This is a genomic window from Legionella sp. PC1000, from assembly GCF_014109805.1.
In the GTDB taxonomy this organism is placed as follows: Bacteria; Pseudomonadota; Gammaproteobacteria; order Legionellales; family Legionellaceae; genus Legionella; species Legionella resiliens.
Genome location: NZ_CP059402.1, coordinates 1 through 17,273 on the forward strand (window position 1 = coordinate 1; position 17,273 = coordinate 17,273).

A 17,273-nucleotide genomic window follows, 5' to 3' on the forward strand; every position below is an offset into this window, starting at 1 on the left:
TAAAGTAAAATTTGAGCAATAGATTTTTTCATCCTTGTTCGATACCTTCGTCTCTACAGCAAAATTTATTTTTTCAGTACGTGACATCGCGCTTCCTAGGAGCGGCAGGTTTTAATTAATAAAATCATATTTTCTTCCCTTTGATGCAGAGGCAGCAGCCGTATCAAACAGCATAAAGGGAATTTCTTCATAAATCTTGCAATATAATATACGGGATTATTTGATGGTCGGAGTGACAAGAATCGAACTTGCGACCCCTGCCTCCCGAAGGCAGTGCTCTACCAGGCTGAGCTACACTCCGTATGTGTACCTAATTGATGTAACCTTACAAAGAACCTGTAGAATGAAATTTCAGAGCGTCCTGTACTCTATCAAGGTTACTTAAAGCTAAAAAATTAATAACTTCTTTGCAAAGCGAATTGAGCCAAATTGATAAGCGCTTCTTTATATTTTGAATCGGGTAATATTGTCAAAGAGGACAAAGCTCTGTCGATTTCTTGTGCGGCTATTTTCTTGGTATATTCTATTGCTTTTGTTTCTTCTAGAGCTACAAGAATCTCAGGTAAAAAAATCCAAACTGCCTTTTTTAAGGCTTTCCATAATTTGTTGCTTTTGTAGTTCAGTGCCGTGGTTGCAATGCATAAATTAAAGGTAATGTAGCTTTTCCATCAGCTAAGTTCATCTCCTATGTTTTTACCAATAGTTTTTGGCATCGGAAGCAATAATCCAAGCATCGTCTATGAGTTGGAAGGCATTACCTAGGGTGCAGGCCATAGGAATAGAGACTGTCTTGCATTTCTTGAGGAGTTGGCAAATCATTGGACCTATACACGCAGCAGCTGCAAATAAAAGAGTGTTTTGCACGAATTACATCAAAGGACTCATCAAAGGTTAATGCAGGGTTATGGCGGTTCGATAGTTGTTTGACTTCCCCACAGCTGATCTCAAGTGCTGTTTTGGCGAAAAGCTTAAGTACCTCTGAATTACCGGAATCAACAATTAACTCGATTGATTGGGTAAAGAGATAATCACCAACTAGAATACTTGCTTTGCTACCCCAAATGTCATTTGCTGTTTGACGTCCTCTTCTTAAAGTAGATTCATCAATGACGTCATCGTGAAGTAATGTAGCTGTATGAAAAAATTCCACCATGGTAGCCAGAGTAATATGCTCATTACCTTGATAACCGCAAGCATTACTTGCTAAAAGAACCAACAATGGTCGTAGTCTTTTGCCGCCACTTTCTATTATATGGTGAGACATGTCATCAATTAAGCCAATTTGCGATTCAATTTTATTAACAATTAAAGTATTAACTGCATTTAAATCGTCACTAACTAGCGCGCGTATACTGTCAATCGCCATTGTTTTTCCTCTACGATTCAATCAACAAATGCTAAGGTTGGGCATGCCAATTGTCAAGTAAAAGTAGGCTTAAACTTTAGGGTCTATTGACAATTCTACTCCCATGGTCAAAATGATGAGATTTATGTGCTGCGATGCTCACATACTTCGTATATGCTGCATTTTGGTGCTCTGAAATCTCATTATTTTGTCTTCATCGAGCAGCCCCTAGCTTATACATTAAATCGAAAATGCATTACATCTCCGTCGCAAACGACATAATCTTTACCTTCCAGGCGCAATTTTCCGGCTTCTTTGCTCCTTGCTCGCCTTTATAAGTGATAAATGCATCATAGGCTATGACTTCCGCGCGATGAATCCTTTTTCAAAATCTGTGTGAATGACACCTGCAGCTTGCGGCGCAGTAGCTCCTTTAGGAATGGTCCAGGCTCTTACTTCTTTTACTCCAGCAGTAAAATAAGTTTGCAACCCCAACAATTCATAACCTGCACGAATCACCCGATGCAATCCGGGTTCACTTAGCCCTAAATCTTCCATGAATTCTTGACGATCCGCTTCATCCAGTTCAACTAACTCCGCTTCAGTTGCCGCGCATAGAGCAACGATACTGGCTTTTTCTTGGATGGCTAAGTGACGCACTTGATCAAGCAATGGATTGTTTTCATAACCATTGTCATCGACATTCGCAATATAAAGCACGGGTTTGGCAGTGAGTAAAAAAAGACGGCGTACAATGGGTTCTTCTTCAGCACTTAATTCAAGCGTGCGAACAGGATGGCCTGCATCAAGATGCGCCTTGATCTTTTCCAGGGTCTTCATTTCAAAAAGTGCTTCTTTATTACCGCTACGCGTGTTTTTTCCTGCTTTCAGTATGGCTTTTTCAAGCGTTTCCATATCTGCTAAAGCAAGCTCTGTATTAATTACTTCAATGTCACTTAGCGGTTTGACATGGCCTTCCACGTGAACCACATCAGTATTTTCAAAGCAACGTACCACATGAGCAATGGCATCGGTTTCACGAATATTGGCCAAAAATTGATTACCCAAACCTTCACCTTTGGATGCCCCTTTAACAATACCCGCAATATCAACAAATTGCATGGTAGCTGGGAGCACTTGTTGGGGTTTACTATCTCACTCAAAGCATCGAGACGAGGATCTGGAACAGTAACTATCCCTACATGGGTTCAATGGTGCAAAAAGGATAGTTTGCTGCTTCAATACCTGCTTTGGTGAGTGCATTGAATAGAGTTGATTTACCAACATTGGGCAAGCCCACAATGCCGCATTTAAATCCCATGTCTAGTACCTCTAAATTGTTAAAACTAAACTAACTGTTACCCGCATCAACTGCGTGCAAATCCAACGAGAATTTTTTCATTGGGGGTAAGCAGTCCCTAAACGTTCAATTGGTTCATTGCCCTAGCTAAATCGCCTGAGAAGACTAAAGGCATTGCTGCTATGCCTCTATCAATTGCATCATAAATGAGTTGCCGGTCTTGTGCCGAGGGTCTTCCGAGCACAAATTGATGAACTAAATCTCTATGCCCAGGATGACCAATTCCAATTCGTAAACGGTGAAATTCTGTGCTACCTAATTGGGCTATTATATCTCTTAATCCATTATGACCGCCATGACCGCCACCTGTTTTAAGTTTAATGCGTCCTGGGGGTAAATCCAATTCATCATGTACAACCAGTATTTCTTGAGGTTGAATTCGATAAAATTGACTGATAAGCCGGGTAGGTTGGCCACTATGATTCATAAAAGATGTGGGCAAAACTAATTTAGCTGCATAATGATTTAACTCCAACTCCGCCAATTCGGCTTGCATTTTTTTTTCTAGTTTAAAAAAGACACTGTGTCGCTGAGCTAGAGCAGCGATTAACCATCCACCGGCATTATGGCGAGTGTGTTCGTATGCTGATCCTGGGTTGCGCAAACCAATAATAAGTTTTATTGCCATGGCATCGCTCTTTTAGATAGGGATATAATTTTGGAGCATTTTGTAGTCCTTGGGAAGCGAAGAGGAACCCGGGTTAAGTTTGCACTCAATTCCCGAGGCTTCGTTTTCCCAGGCTACGTTTTACATTTTTTCAATCAAATTTGAATGATTACTCTTCATTTTTCTCAGAGTCAACAGTTGGTACAGCTGATGCTGGAACTTCTGCTGCTTCTGTTGCTTCTTCTTCTGTTGCACTTACTCTAGCCATGTGGATGCTTACAACAGGAGCATCATGACTTCCATCGGTAACATCAACAGTAAGTTTTACCCCTTTAGGTAATTTTAAGTGAGACAAATGAATAATATCGTCCATTTTAACGTCTGACATATCTACTGCGATAAACTCAGGTAAATCTTTTGCTTGGCAGCGGATTTCTACTTGAGTCATGGTGTGGTTAATAATACCGCCCGCTTTAATACCAGGGGCTTTATCTTCATTGATAAAATGAATCGGCACTAATTTAACCAGAACATCAGTTTTAGAAACGCGTTGTAAATCCATATGCATTACAACTGGTTTATAAGGGTGACGTTGTAATGCCTTCAAAATAACATGTTCAACTTTGCCATCAATTGTAATATCAAAAACACTGGAATAGATACTTTCAGTTTCCAAGGCTTTAATTACTTTATTATGTTGAAAATGAATTGACATTGGCTTTTTATCGCCGCCATAAATTACAGCAGGTACTTTATTTTCAAGACGACGTAGGCGGCGGCTCGCACCTTTCCCCATATCCGTTCTTGCTTGTGCTTCTAAAAGGACATTTGACATTATATACTCCAAAAATTTATATAAAATTCCTTAAGGGCTTGTTTACTATTACACCATCTTGATCACAAGGCTTTGCAGCCAATCTGGCAAATTGGAAACAGACCCTAAGTTTAATCCGCGACCAGATTAAACACCGGATGATGAGTTAAAAAATCCGGAAAGGGTGGCGAAGTATACAATATTTTAAAATGAACTTGAAGTCATAGCCATAATTTCATAGAATATGCGACTTTATGAATTTGTGATAGCCAATCAGGCGAATTGGAGAAAAATTATGTATGCGGTAATCAAAACTGGCGGTAAGCAATACACCGTGAAGGAAGGTGATGTATTAAAAATTGAATTACTGCCTGAAGATGTTGGCAATGAAATACAATTTAAAGAAGTGTTAATGTTGGCGGATGGCGATAAAATTGTTTGCGGCTCCCCATTAGTTGCCAAGGCAATAGTGAAAGCCGAAGTGCTTGATCATGGCCGTCACAAAAAAGTTAAAATTATCAAGTTTCGTCGTCGTAAGCACCACATGAAACAAATGGGGCACAGACAATATTATTCACAAGTTAAAATTACTGCGATAAGCAAGTAAGAGAGGATAGCAATGGCTCATAAGAAAGCAGGTGGTAGTACTCGTAACGGCCGCGACTCGAATCCCAAGTATCTTGGAGTGAAGCGTTTTGGCGGTCAGTTCGTTAATGCGGGTGAAATAATTGTAAGACAACGTGGTACACGTTTTCATCCAGGGCCTGGTGTAGGTTGTGGTCGCGATCATACCTTGTTTGCATTGGTTGAAGGTCTGGTACAATTTGTTGTCAAGGGTGAGAAAAATCGTAAATATGTAACAATAGTTGCAGAACAAAAAGAAGAAGCTGCAAGCTAATTGTTACTGTAGCCAGAATACCGCATAGCGGCATTGGTTATTTATGATGTATTCCAGAATTACGTTAATTCAGGCTACATTTTATACCTAAATACAATGTTATTAGCCCCGGGTAACGGGGTTTTTTTTTATTTTGAGGTTGGTCATGAAATTCGTTGATGAGGCAGTGATAAAAGTAGACGCAGGCCATGGCGGAAATGGTTGCCTAAGCTTCAGACGCGAAAAATTCATACCACGAGGTGGCCCTGATGGTGGCGATGGGGGTGATGGGGGAAGCGTTTATTTTGAAGCCAGCACCGATTTAAATACCCTTGTTGATTTTCGTTATATGCGTCATTACAAAGCTGGTAATGGGCAATCCGGTATGGGAGGAAACTGTACTGGGAAAAAAGGTGATGATTTAACAATAAAAGTACCGGTCGGTACTCTGGTTTTTGATGTGGATACGGGAGAATTGCTTGGTGATATTAAGGAACCAGGTGTCCCTGTGTTGATTGCTCAAGGCGGATTTCATGGTTTAGGAAATACGCGCTATAAAAGTAGTGTGAACCGTTCTCCAAGGCAAACTTCTCCAGGAAGCCCAGGTGAGTCACGGCATTTACGTTTGGAGTTACGCGTTTTAGCTGATGTAGGTCTGTTGGGATTGCCTAATGCAGGAAAATCTACTTTAATTCGCGCGGTCTCCAGCTCAAAAGCTAAAGTAGCTGATTATCCTTTTACAACATTACATCCGAGTTTAGGCGTGGTTAGCGTTTCTTCGCACAAGAGTTTTGTGATGGCTGACATCCCAGGTCTTATTGAAGGAGCCTCTACAGGAGCTGGACTTGGACATCGATTTCTAAAACATCTTTCACGTACGTGTGTGCTACTCCATGTAATTGATGTTGCCCCTTTAGATAATAGTGATCCGGTTGAATCAGCCAAGGTAATTATTCATGAGTTAGCAGAATACAATCCTGAACTTTTGCAAAAACCTCGGTGGTTGGTATTGAACAAAATAGATATGTTACCGGATGCCGCGAGCCGGGAAGAAAGAATAAAAGCTATAGTAGATGGTTTGAACTGGAAAGATAAAGTCTTTGCAATTTCAGCAATCAGTGGTGAAGGCACGCAACAATTGTGTTATTCACTGATGCAATTGATTGATGAGATGAAAGAGTCTGAAGCATAGCCATTCCGCAGCATATTCAACTACCGAGGCAGAACGATAGGGTATATTATGGGTTTCACGCCCTTCATGGTGATTGCTGTAGTCAATAATTAATTGTGTTGTTCCTTTTATTGGTTGTTGCTGCCAATACTCTTCTAAACCGCGTATATGAAAATACAGCGTGTTTTTATGCAAATCTGTAAAATGTAATAAATGATGAATGTTGGGGTTACTAAGCAGTAATTGCAGTAATCCTCCAGTTGCTTCATCGATAATGGTTATTGGTTCATTGATACGTGCAATTAATTCACTTAGGTTCTCAGACGCTTTTTTATTTACATCACTAATAATATGGGGCTCCAAGAGAGGCCCAACAATGGTTTTTATTTTCTCTGCAAGATTGGGAATACAACGGACCTTAAATTCAATATAGGGGGACTCCCAGCGATAACCTGTTTGGCAATCAATATCCTGGAGCGCATCTTCCAGTTTTTGGGCTATTTCACTTTCTGCCAAACCAAAAATTCGCCATTTGAGTATTTGTTTTTGGCTGTGAGTGGTTTGCTGTAATATAGGCATTACATACTGGTTAAACATCGGCAAGCACTCACGAGGTGGTCCGGGTAACAGAAAAAAATGCCTATTATTCCATGAATAATAACATCCCAAAGCACTACCTACAGGATTAGGTAAGAGCTGAGCTTTCTCGGGGAAGAGGCATTGTTGTACGTTGCCTGGATTGAGCACTGGATTTGCATCGCGTAGCCGGCTTTTAATATGTTCAAAAGCTACAGAGTGTTGTACTAATGCCTCCCCAGTAAATTGAGATAAGGCAAAACGGGTGAGATCATCAGTCGTTGGCCCAAGTCCCCCAATAATAATGATGATGTCATGCTTTTTTGTCAGAAAGCGTAAACAATTAATGATATCAACCTTTTTATCACTGCAGGACATATGCACGCCTAAAGGCAAGCCTTCGGAACTTAGTGCATGAGCGATGTCGCGGCCATTAGTATTTAGGGTATCACCATGAACTATTTCATCACCGGTTGCTAAAATGGCTACCGTCATTGTCAGTTTTCCATGCGTCAATATTCGCTGATTTTATAGCATAATTTGAAAAATCTGTAATAGTTATTGACATTTATTCTCAAATTGCCTAATAACTAAAAAAGGTGGTTTTTTTTAAGATATACTCTTGCCATCTATAGTTTTACGATTATTTGTATGTGAAGGAGAAATTATGGAATTTTCAAGCCGTTATGTAGCGCATGTTCCTGACGCTCAAGGGTTTGTGAATTATACTGCAGAAGAAAACAGAATATGGAACATTTTATTTGAAAGACAAATAAAATTAATACCCGGACGTGCTTGTGATGAATTCATATTAGGATTAAAAACCTTGGGTATTAAATCCGAAGGAATTCCGCAGATTCCACATCTAAATAAAAAACTTAAAGAAGCGACTGGTTGGCAAGTATCTGCGGTTGCTGCATTAATTTCTGCTCGAGAATTTTTTGAGTTATTGGCAACAAAACATTTTCCTGTAGCTACATTTATTCGTAACGAAGAGGAATTGGATTATGTAAAAGAGCCTGATATTTTTCATGAGGTATTTGGTCATTGTCCCATGTTGACAGATAAAGTGTATGCAGAATTTGTTTATGATTATGCTAGGAACGTGTTAACTTTCCCTGAGTCAGATTGGCCCTTATTACAACGTATGTTTTGGTTTACAGTTGAGTTTGGATTAATTAAAAGTGCACAAGGTCTGCGAGCTTATGGCGGGGGGATACTGTCTTCCATTAGTGAAACGGTATATAGTGTAGAAAGCGATATTCCGCTTAGAGTAATTTTTGAGCCAGTCGCGGCGTTTCGTATGCCTTACCGTATCGATATGTTGCAACCAGTTTATTTTGTAATCAGTGATTACCAGGTTTTGTACGATTTTGTTTTATCTGATATAGGTAAACTTTTAACTCGAACTCGGGAGCTTGGGGAATTTCCACCATTTTTTAAGGTGGATCCAAATAACCCTAATATCCATATTAGAGCGTGTTAATCTATATTTATTGTAATGAACAACTAGTCTTGTTAACATCGAGCAACCTAGTTTGTTCATTGGCTGTTTCAAGTCAAGGAGCATTATTTGATTAAAGTACTAATTGTTGATGACCATGCATTGGTTCGAATGGGGATTCGACGATTACTCGAAGATATGTCAGATGTAGAGGTAGTCGCTGATGCAGAAAGTGGTGAGCAAGCTTTAGGTTCCGTGAACCAATTTTCTAGCGCATCCATATAAGCGCTCCGGCCAAATGTAAGAACCCGGAAAAAGCGGTCGTTGTTTTATCAAAACGAGAAAAAACACGCCGAAAGTGTTTGATTTTGGAGAAAAAAGCTTCAACTAAAAACCGCTCTTTGTACTGCTCTTTATCGATTTTTCTTGGGTTCTTCGCATTCTTTTTTGACGGAATGGTTGCAATACAGCCTTGACTCTCCAGTGTGTCAACAAGTGCCTGTGAATCATATCCTTTATCTGCAAGAACTATCGTGTCACGCTGCTCCTTCAATAGCTCTGCTGCTTGAGTAATATCGTTTCGATGTCCCCCGGTCAGGATAAACTTAATCGGATTCCCCAGTCCATCCACCAAAGCGTGAATTTTAGTGGTAAAACCTCCTTTACTGCGCCCCAATGCCTGAGCATCATTCCCTTCCTTGTCGTAACCAGATGCACACGCATGCGCGCGCACTATGGTGGCATCAATCATGACGGCTTGATCATCAACATCGCTAACTGAAGACATTAAGCCAGTCCAAATGCCGCGATCTGACCACATTTTATATCGCTTGTGAATTTTACGCCAATGTCCGTAATAGGGCGGGAGCAGGCGCCATTGACAGCCTGTACGTAATACATACCAGACTCCTTCCACAAAGCATCTTGTCTTCTCATTATTCTTAATGTGCAATCCTTTTACTCCTTGCAGAAAAGAATAAATTGTATCCCAGACTCGTTCTGATATATTATTATACATGTAGGCAGTTCCATTAGTGTTGTTAACGATCGCAATCGAATTTCACTATAAAAACTGCCTACTTTTCAAGTAATTAAAAAAATTGGTTCACGGAACCTAGCATTAGTAAAAAAATACTCCCCAGATGTAGTTCTTTTAGATATGAAAATGCCTGGAATCGATGGGTGGGAAGTAACGCGTCGCCTGAAAAAATCAAATCCGCATATTAAAGTAATCGCTGTAACTGCGATGTGTTCCGATGTGTTGCCTACCCGTGTTTTGCAATTAGGGGCTATGGGATATCTGACGAAAGAATCGGGTGCCGAAGAAATGGCTGCTGCAATCCGTAAAGTAGCGAAAGGAGAAAAGTACCTTAGTGCCGAAATCGCTCAGAAAGTAGCGATTAATAGTTTAGAGGAGGTACAAGGTTCGCCTTTTGATGTGTTATCTGAGCGTGAAATGCAAGTGATGTTGATGATTACCAGCGGCATGAATGTTCAGGAAATTAGTGATAGACTTTTCCTAAGCACAAAAACAATTAACGGTTATCGTTATCGAACATTTGAAAAATTAGGCATTAAAAATGATGTGGAGCTCACTTATCTGGCTCTAAAACACGGAATTATAGAAAATCCCATCGATCTGGCATCAGAGGATTAGAGGTCCTAGTGTATCCTGGACGCAGAGTCCTTCCTTAGTCACAAGTTAAAAATCTTGGGGAAAAGCCAGATTTGAGTGCAGGTTGGGTGAAAATGGTTCTCGAAAATGCTCACATAGTCATCTATGCTGCGCTTTTGGGGAACCATTTCACTTAAGATGTGACAAATGTGGCTTTTCGGTGCCATATTTGAGAGCAGACGCATAGATAAGTGATGCACTCAGGATACGATTTTATGTATCTAGAATTGTTGCTATTATTATTACATGAATATTTCTACTGAATTAGCGTTGTTCCTCACTAAGTTACCTAATGAACCTGGTGTTTACCGTATGCTGGATGAAACAGGTAATCTTCTTTACGTAGGTAAAGCATCCAATCTAAAAAAACGGGTTACGAGCTATTTTAATAAACAAAATACAGGCATTAAAACACGTTCTTTGGTGAGTCAAATTGCCTCCATAGAAATTTCCGTTACGCGGAGCGAAACAGAAGCTTTATTATTGGAAAGTAATCTGATTAAAACATTAAAACCCAAATACAATGTGTTATTACGAGATGACAAATCTTATCCTTACATTCATCTTTCCAATCATCCTGATTTCCCACGCATTGAAAGCTATCGCTCTAAGAAAAAACCTCTTTCAGGTAACTTTTTTGGCCCTTATCCCAGCAGTGCTGCAGTAAAAGAAACTATAGTAACTATTCAAAAAGTTTTTAAACTTCGTAATTGTCGAGACAGTTATTTTAATGCACGCTCAAGACCGTGTTTGCAGTATCAAATCAAGCGGTGTACAGCTCCTTGTGTCAACTATATAACTCCCGAGGATTACAAGCGTTCAGTAAATGATGCTATGCGTTTTTTGCAAGGAAAGTCCCGATTAATTCTTGATGAACTCGCCAAACGGATGGATAGAGTAGTAAGTGAATTGAATTTTGAAGAGGCAGCACTTTTGCGCGATCAAATTAAAAGTTTGCGCTTAGTGCAAGAGCAACAAGGTATTTTGCAATTACGTGGAGATGCAGACGCTATTGCGATTGAGGTTAGTCCAGGGTTTGCTTGTGTCCAGTGTGTGACAATTCGTGAAGGTCAAGTATTGGCAAGCCGTAGTTATTTTCCTTCTGTACCGCAAAAAAGTTTGGAAGATGAACTTAGCATGGATGATTTATGGCAACAAACCTTTGATGCATTTATTGGATTCTATTATTTGGATGCCCCGGAGAAAATCCCCGCTTTAATTATTACGAATCGTAACTTAATAGATCATCAGTCATTACAAGAAGCATTATCACAACAACGTGGCAAATTGTGTAAACTGCAAGTGAACCCTCGCGGTATAAAATCTCGCTGGATGGATTTTGCATTGAATAATTTGCGGGTCTCAGTAGCTGAATATGTGACGAAACATTCTACAATGAGATCTCGTTTCCATGAGTTAGAACAGTTTTTGGGACTGGAAAAACCGATTGAGCGAATGGAATGTTTTGACATCAGTCATACTCAAGGTGAAGCCGCTGTTGCATCGTGTGTTGTGTTTGATCATGAAGGCCCTTGTCCTAATGAGTATCGACGTTTTAACATAGAGGGTATTACCCCTGGAGATGATTATGCCGCAATGGAACAGGCACTTACTCGTCGCTTTAGGCGCTTGGTCGAAACCCAATCCTTACCCGATGTATTAATTATTGATGGAGGTAAAGGACAAGTAGCTGTAGCCCAGAAAGTATTGATGTCTTTAGGTATCTCTAAGGTGAGCTTGCTTGGTGTGGCTAAAGGGCCTTCTCGAAAAGCGGGATGGGAAAAGTTAATCTTAGTGCATGAAGAATATGAGTTGAGCTTACCCGATGACTCTAAAGCCCTACATCTGTTACAACATATTCGTAATGAAGCTCATCGCTTTGCCATTACTGCGCATCGTAAGAAAAGACAGAAAAAAAGATTGGAATCAACTCTTGAAGAGATTGAAGGAGTAGGAGCAAAGCGCAGGCAAGCATTACTTCATCGTTTTGGTGGAATACGTGAGCTTGCGAAAGCCCCAGTAGAAGAAATTGCCAAAGTATCAGGTATTAGTGAATATTTGGCAAAGCGCATTTTTCAATTTTTTCATGGTGAAAACGTATCGTCATAAGGAATCCAGACATTATGCTGGGGCAGGGAGTAAAACCCGGTAATACTGCTGCTTCATTCTGTGTGCAAAAAACCAGTCTCCGCCTTGCTGGACGTAGGGCTTCTTATTAGCAAACTAGAATATTATTTATAACCCTGGCAAAAATTCTAATATTCGTACTAAACTTAGTTTAGATATGCTCGAATAATAATTAAAATAAATTGATATTTAAGCACAAATCTTGCATGTAAAAATAAAAAGTAAGATGAGAGGGGGGCATATGTATAAATTACTTTCAGCTGCATTGATGATGCTCATGGCTGCCATAGCGAATGCCGGTAATTTTTATGGCACAGGATTATGTGGTTACCCACAATACGATTGTATTAAAGTAGAGTCGGGGCAAAGTTGGGAGACTTTATTTCCGGATGAAAATCAACGAGATATCGTACAAAGAGTCAATCGAACTTATAACCCTTTATGGACTGGTAAGATTATTGCTGTTCCAAAAAATCTGGCCTATCTCACTGTTTTTGACGTAGCTCCTTTTCCATTAAAAATCCCAGAACATCAAAAACAAATTATAGTGGATCAAGATAAGCTGGCTTTTGCCGCTTATGATGCTGCGGGTAATTTGGTGAGATGGGGGCCAATTTCATCAGGAAGAGATCGATGTTCTGATTCCAATCGTTCTTGCCGCACTTTGACGGGAATTTATCGAGTTTTTAGTAAAGAAAATGAGAAGTGTGTCTCTGATGTATTCCCTATTGGTAAAGGGGGCGCAAAGATGCCTTTCTGCATGTTTTTTCATAAAGGGTTCGCTTTACATGGTTCTGACGACATTCCAGGGGTCAGAGCAAGTCATGGATGCGTACGGATGTTTATCCAAGATGCTAAATGGTTAAATTTGAGCTTTGTTGAATTATCCAGTGAACGAAATAATTTCATGGGTACAACAGTAATTGTACGTCCAATAAATGACAGTGAGTGAGAATATGATGAATACAATAAAAAAAATCACTTCAATTTCATTGATGGTTTGTTTAGGGCTAATATCTGCACATCTTGAAGCAGCTAAACCAAAAAAGAATGATCCTAAGGATGTGCAAACTAAAGCGGAAAAGGCAGAAAAGGAAGAAGCCCGATTTCCTATAGGATGCAAGCCTGTGGGATATAAGGAAAGTTTAAAGGTTTTGTCTCTTTTCCCAGGTAAAGAAGGTGCTTTGCAATCTTTATATTTCTTCTTTAATAAATCGCCGCAAACTGTAAGTTTGTATCAAATGCGTGATGAAGATAGCCAATATACAACTCGATACAATCATACAATAGGGGGGCGGCAATGGGCCGCATTAGCTACAGGAGAACCATTAGTCAAGTTCATTTGCACCTTGGGCGATGGTAAAACCTCCTATGGAAAAATCATTGATTGTGCTGATACGATTAAAGTATGTGAATATGTCAATGTAAAGTTTGGTTTAAATAATAAAGGCAATTTATGGATAGTAGATGGCACTACAAGAAATGGAGCCGTCAATGAAGTAGTGCATTATGGCATAATACCCGGGGCATAAGACTGAACGTATAATAATAATTCGGGTTAAATTGGCATGCAAAGAGGGAGAATTTTCATGAAATCGCTAGTACCTTGGGTATGTTTATTTGTTGCATCAGCTGGGCAAAACGTTTTTGCTGATGATTTCAGTGCTTATCGATTAGGGAATTATAATAAAGCGATAGAACCTTTAATGAGTCAGTCGGGTAAAAATGCAGTTGCTGATTATTACTTAGGGCGAATTTATCTTTATGGATATGGCCAACTCAAAAATAGTTTGTTAGCGATACGCTATTTTACTCAATCGGCACAAAAAGGATACCTCCCCGCCATTCAGCTTATGGCCAAATACACCCTATTGCATGATAAAGATCCGCAACAAGCCTTTACATGGTTTAAAAAGGCGGCAGATGCAGGTGATGTAGATGCCCAAATGTTTACAGCAGCGGCTTATATGTATGGAGTTGGGGTTAAGAAGAATATGGATGCGGCAACTCGTTATTACATAAATGCGGCAAAAAATGGTAACTCCATAGCACAATTTACCTTAGCAAAAAACTTTATCGAAAGCCGTAATGCATCCAATCGAAAGTTGGGTCTCATTTGGTTAAATAAAGCAGTTGCCAATAACAATCCTCAAGCAATAACCAGATTAGGGGAACTTTATCTAGAAGGAAAGATGTTAGATAAAGATGAAAATAAAGGGGAGCAGTTATTAAACCAAGCTGCGGCTCAAGGTTTCGCACCTGCAATGGTTGCTTTAGGAGAATTGGCTTTAGAGCAAAACCAAAAAGAACAAGCATTGCAGTGGTTTAATAAAGCGGGCAATCAACAGAATAATGAAGCCTATTTGGATCTGGCTCATATTTATTTACAGCAAAAAAGTCCAGTTTACGATCCAAAAACTGCATACATGTGGACTTTGAAAGCAGCTCAGAATGGATTGCCGCAAGCCAAACGTGAATTAGCTGAAATGTATCAAAAAGGAATAGGTGTTGAAGTGGCTCCCGACTTGGCAAAGCAATGGCTAAATCAGGCGATGCAAGATGAAAGTGCTAAAAATCAGGAGGCCGCTTTAGCACAGGCTGCACTGTGGTTAAGTAATGGTACGACTGATAAATTAGAACAAACAGATTTTCAAATGAAAGGGATATTGAGTGCTTGGCATAACCCCATGGTATTAGGCGATTTTGCTTACAACCAGGGGCCTCAACTGAAAAAGATGATGCGCCAGTCTGTTTTTCATCCACAGTTTGAATTAGTTCAGCCTAATGATGTTCCTATAACCAGTTATTATGATGCTCTCTTAAGTAAGACTCCTGGTTTCCAGGCGAATCAATGGACCTATCCTCATTATCCTTTAGATCATCAGTTATCAGTCTTAGAGAGAATAAACACGCCTATATATACGCGAATTAATTTGCCTACACCTTATATCGATGCCAACTTTTATGATTATGATGATAATTCCCAAGCCCATGTTATGGATTTGTGGACTCAGGATTGGCAAGCACAACTTAACTATATGTCTGTATTTAATCATTTATACTTTAGAGCAATATTAGGTGATGCCCAATCACAATTTCAAATAGGACAAATGTTTCAGTACGGTATTGGTGTGGGACAAAGTGATTCTTCGGCCATTATTTTTTATCAAAATGCAGCACAACAGCAGCATCTGGGCGCAGAATACAATTTGGCTATTTTATATTTGCAGCATGCCAAAGATAAAAAGGATTATCAGTTGGCGCTCAATGATTTAACTGATGCTGCATTTAAAGGAAATAAAAGATCCCAATACGTTCTGGCTAGAATTCTTTCACAGGGGATAACTGGCCCAGACGGCACAGTATACATTCAGCCCAATCAAGAGCAAGCAACGTCTATGTTGTACCTGGCTGCGGCCAATAATTATGGCCCTGCAGAATATGAGCTAGCGGATAGCTTGGCGCGCCAAAATGACAGTGGTTTAAGTGTGGATGTTAGAAAACAAAAAATAGCCATGATTCGCCAATTGTATCAGGGAGCAGCAGATCGAGGTGTTTCCCAAGCATTACTACCACTCGCGTATTATAATGCTATGGATCAAGACAAACAAAGACAGGCACAAGCGTTTCTGATTGCCAAAGATGAAGCAGCGACTGGTAATGAACATGCCGCACTATTGATGGGATTACTCTATGATCGGGGCATTGGTGTCAAAGCTGACCCAGGACAAGCAATTACCTGGTACCAGCAAGCAGGGCAAAATGCGGTAAGTAATTTTATTTTGGGAACTTATGCTTCTGAAGGGAAGGGAATAGCTCAAGACAAGACAAAAGGGATGGAGCAATTGCAGCAATCCGTGGACGATCAATTCTCTTATGCAGATTTTAATATAGCGGTATTACAAAAAGAAACTGGACAAGACTTTTTACCTAATTTAATACGTTCATATAAATTAGGAAACAGCCATGCTGGGATTGTTTTAGCAGATTATTATTTGGCAGAAAATTCTGATCCGGAAAAAATGCAAGAAGCCAAACAAATTTATACTGGCTTGGCTGAAAAAGGGGATCAGTATGCACAACTGAAACTGGCTTATATGCTGGAAAACGGTTTAGGTTCTGAACCTGATCTCGCAGGTGCACAACGTTGGTATACTGCTTCTGCAGAACAGGGAAATCCTCTCGCACAGTATCAATTGGGTCAGTTTTATCAGCTGGGTGAGAATGCTGAGCCTGATTATAATTTGGCGAAGCAATGGTATGAAAAGGCAGCTGCAACCCTACCTGAAGCCTCCGTTGCATTAGGGTTTATTGATGAAACAGTCAATGACAATTACGTTCAGGCATTAAAGGCTTATGAACAAGCTGCTATGAAAGGGGATGCTTTAGGGATATATGATTTGGCGTTAATGTACTTATACGGTAAAGGAACCCCTGTCAATTATCAAAAAGCTAGAGATTTATTTGTTGAAGCAGCAACTCATCAAGTTCATGAGGCAATGAATCAATTAGGAGCTCTTTATTTCAATGGATTGGGTCAACCTCGCGATACACAGCAAGCTTTATCCTGGTATAAAAAGGCGGCAGAATTAGGTAATGCCAATGCCCTTTATCAATTAGGATTATTGTCGGAAACGGGTTTTATCACCAAACTTGATTTTAATAACGCGCTCAATTATTACCAGCAATCTGCAGATAAAGGTAATGAGAAAGCGATGTTGGCCCTAGCACGAATGTATCATTATGGCTTAGGTGTGGAGAAAAACCCCAAAATGGCGGCAGGCTTTTATGAAAAACTGGCCGCACGCCAAAATGCGTATGCACAATATCAGTTAGGTACTTATTATCTTGAAGGTACTGTGGGTGAGCGTTCTCTTTCCAAAGGCAAGGAATTATTGCAGCAAGCCAGTGATAATGGTAGTCTCCAGGCTCGTAAAGCCCTGCAAAGAATGGAAGCACAAACTCAAGCTCGTGTCAGTTTTATTGAGCCTATTTTGATAAATAAAGTACCTGTTATTGCGGGACAGACTGCTGACTTTATGTATCTTCAAGCATTAAATGAGTGGAATCAGGGAGATGAAATTTTATCACGTATGATTTTACAACGTTTAGTAACTCAATATCCTAACTTTATCCCAGCAAAACGAGCTTTTGATCAATTGAACCAGATACAAAAAGGGAGTATTTTTGGTTAATTGATCCATTCCTTATAGGCTAAGCCCGAGTGAAGCAAATGTGTAACCCGGGAAAGCCTAACCGTATCGTTTGTCCTCATTG

The 17,273-nt window shown here is 39.9% G+C and carries 12 protein-coding genes, 1 tRNA gene and 4 pseudogenes; 10 read left to right on the top strand and 7 right to left on the bottom strand.

All coding sequences use genetic code 11. The features are described 5' to 3' along the window. Window positions 1–224: 224 nt before the first annotated feature. The 5 genes and pseudogenes from FOLKNPGA_RS18250 to FOLKNPGA_RS18270 all read right to left on the bottom strand — a co-directional run bounded on the left by FOLKNPGA_RS18250 (window position 225) and on the right by FOLKNPGA_RS18270 (window position 4,147). Window positions 225–301, bottom strand: a tRNA-Pro gene (locus FOLKNPGA_RS18250). A gap of 94 nt (window positions 302–395) precedes the next feature. After that, window positions 396–1,366 (bottom strand): annotated as a pseudogene (locus FOLKNPGA_RS18255) (polyprenyl synthetase family protein). Window positions 1,367–1,578: 212 nt separating this feature from the next. Beyond that, a pseudogene (gene ychF / locus FOLKNPGA_RS18260) lies at window positions 1,579–2,666 on the bottom strand (redox-regulated ATPase YchF). Window positions 2,667–2,763: 97 nt separating this feature from the next. Then, entirely contained in the window at window positions 2,764–3,333 is a 570-nt protein-coding gene (pth, locus tag FOLKNPGA_RS18265) for an aminoacyl-tRNA hydrolase (protein ID WP_182350487.1), read from the bottom strand. A gap of 148 nt (window positions 3,334–3,481) precedes the next feature. Then, window positions 3,482–4,147, bottom strand: a complete 666-nt coding sequence (locus tag FOLKNPGA_RS18270; RefSeq protein ID WP_182350486.1) for a 50S ribosomal protein L25/general stress protein Ctc — start codon at window positions 4,145–4,147, stop codon at window positions 3,482–3,484. 274 nt (window positions 4,148–4,421) lie between these two features. On the opposite strand from FOLKNPGA_RS18270, the gene rplU reads away from it, so the two are divergent. The 3 genes from rplU to cgtA all read left to right on the top strand — a co-directional run bounded on the left by rplU (window position 4,422) and on the right by cgtA (window position 6,195). Beyond that, window positions 4,422–4,733: a 50S ribosomal protein L21 gene (rplU, locus tag FOLKNPGA_RS18275; RefSeq protein WP_058521331.1), complete on the top strand. Its 312-nt coding sequence runs from the start codon at window positions 4,422–4,424 to the stop codon at window positions 4,731–4,733. Window positions 4,734–4,745: 12 nt separating this feature from the next. Further along, a complete protein-coding gene (gene rpmA / locus FOLKNPGA_RS18280; RefSeq protein WP_058521330.1) occupies window positions 4,746–5,024 on the top strand; it encodes a 50S ribosomal protein L27 in 279 nt (92 codons plus the stop codon). Window positions 5,025–5,169: 145 nt separating this feature from the next. Further along, window positions 5,170–6,195: an Obg family GTPase CgtA gene (gene cgtA / locus FOLKNPGA_RS18285; protein WP_182350485.1), complete on the top strand. Its 1,026-nt coding sequence runs from the start codon at window positions 5,170–5,172 to the stop codon at window positions 6,193–6,195. Here the strand turns inward: cgtA and FOLKNPGA_RS18290 are convergent. Then, on the bottom strand, window positions 6,151–7,245 hold the full coding sequence (locus tag FOLKNPGA_RS18290; protein ID WP_182350484.1) for a molybdopterin-binding protein: 1,095 nt from the start codon (window positions 7,243–7,245) through the stop codon (window positions 6,151–6,153). The two genes, cgtA and FOLKNPGA_RS18290, sit on opposite strands and share 45 nt — an antisense overlap. A 172-nt stretch (window positions 7,246–7,417) precedes the next feature. Here FOLKNPGA_RS18290 and phhA point away from each other — a divergent pair, with 172 nt between their 5' ends. Continuing rightward, window positions 7,418–8,236, top strand: coding sequence for a phenylalanine 4-monooxygenase (gene phhA / locus FOLKNPGA_RS18295; RefSeq protein WP_182350483.1), 819 nt, complete (start codon window positions 7,418–7,420; stop codon window positions 8,234–8,236). Window positions 8,237–8,323: 87 nt separating this feature from the next. Beyond that, window positions 8,324–8,458, top strand: a pseudogene (locus FOLKNPGA_RS18300) (response regulator transcription factor); the annotation flags it as partial. Window positions 8,459–8,462: 4 nt separating this feature from the next. Here the strand turns inward: FOLKNPGA_RS18300 and FOLKNPGA_RS18305 are convergent. Beyond that, a complete protein-coding gene (locus FOLKNPGA_RS18305) occupies window positions 8,463–9,212 on the bottom strand; it encodes an IS5 family transposase (RefSeq protein ID WP_058441825.1) in 750 nt (249 codons plus the stop codon). An 84-nt stretch (window positions 9,213–9,296) separates the two neighbouring features. On the opposite strand from FOLKNPGA_RS18305, the pseudogene letA reads away from it, so the two are divergent. The 5 genes and pseudogenes from letA to FOLKNPGA_RS18330 form a co-directional block, all read left to right on the top strand. Further along, window positions 9,297–9,851, top strand: a pseudogene (gene letA, locus FOLKNPGA_RS18310) (two-component system response regulator LetA); the annotation flags it as partial. A 264-nt stretch (window positions 9,852–10,115) separates the two neighbouring features. Further along, the gene (uvrC, locus tag FOLKNPGA_RS18315; protein ID WP_182350481.1) at window positions 10,116–11,978 is read left to right on the top strand and encodes an excinuclease ABC subunit UvrC; all 1,863 of its coding nucleotides are present in this window, start codon (window positions 10,116–10,118) and stop codon (window positions 11,976–11,978) included. A 259-nt stretch (window positions 11,979–12,237) separates the two neighbouring features. Then, window positions 12,238–12,948: a L,D-transpeptidase gene (locus FOLKNPGA_RS18320; RefSeq protein WP_182350480.1), complete on the top strand. Its 711-nt coding sequence runs from the start codon at window positions 12,238–12,240 to the stop codon at window positions 12,946–12,948. Between the two features lie 7 nt (window positions 12,949–12,955). Further along, window positions 12,956–13,528 (top strand): endopeptidase IV, encoded by a 573-nt coding sequence (locus FOLKNPGA_RS18325; RefSeq protein ID WP_182352875.1) that lies wholly within the window; start codon window positions 12,956–12,958, stop codon window positions 13,526–13,528. Window positions 13,529–13,585: 57 nt separating this feature from the next. Continuing rightward, window positions 13,586–17,191 carry a tetratricopeptide repeat protein gene (locus FOLKNPGA_RS18330; protein ID WP_182350479.1) on the top strand — a complete coding sequence of 1,202 codons (3,606 nt, stop codon included), beginning with the start codon at window positions 13,586–13,588 and terminating at the stop codon, window positions 17,189–17,191. Window positions 17,192–17,273: the final 82 nt, after the last annotated feature.

Bases quoted from the DNA above. Each gene is read 5' to 3' on its own strand.
- pth (WP_182350487.1), bottom strand. From the start codon at position 3,333: ATGGCAATAAAACTTATTATTGGTTTGCGCAACCCAGGATCAGCATAC.
- FOLKNPGA_RS18270 (WP_182350486.1), bottom strand. From the start codon at position 4,147: ATGTCAAATGTCCTTTTAGAAGCACAAGCAAGAACGGATATGGGGAAA.
- rplU (WP_058521331.1), top strand. From the start codon at position 4,422: ATGTATGCGGTAATCAAAACTGGCGGTAAGCAATACACCGTGAAGGAA.
- rpmA (WP_058521330.1), top strand. From the start codon at position 4,746: ATGGCTCATAAGAAAGCAGGTGGTAGTACTCGTAACGGCCGCGACTCG.
- cgtA (WP_182350485.1), top strand. From the start codon at position 5,170: ATGAAATTCGTTGATGAGGCAGTGATAAAAGTAGACGCAGGCCATGGC.
- FOLKNPGA_RS18290 (WP_182350484.1), bottom strand. From the start codon at position 7,245: ATGACGGTAGCCATTTTAGCAACCGGTGATGAAATAGTTCATGGTGAT.
- phhA (WP_182350483.1), top strand. From the start codon at position 7,418: ATGGAATTTTCAAGCCGTTATGTAGCGCATGTTCCTGACGCTCAAGGG.
- FOLKNPGA_RS18305 (WP_058441825.1), bottom strand. From the start codon at position 9,212: ATGTATAATAATATATCAGAACGAGTCTGGGATACAATTTATTCTTTT.
- uvrC (WP_182350481.1), top strand. From the start codon at position 10,116: ATGAATATTTCTACTGAATTAGCGTTGTTCCTCACTAAGTTACCTAAT.
- FOLKNPGA_RS18320 (WP_182350480.1), top strand. From the start codon at position 12,238: ATGTATAAATTACTTTCAGCTGCATTGATGATGCTCATGGCTGCCATA.
- FOLKNPGA_RS18325 (WP_182352875.1), top strand. From the start codon at position 12,956: ATGAATACAATAAAAAAAATCACTTCAATTTCATTGATGGTTTGTTTA.
- FOLKNPGA_RS18330 (WP_182350479.1), top strand. From the start codon at position 13,586: ATGAAATCGCTAGTACCTTGGGTATGTTTATTTGTTGCATCAGCTGGG.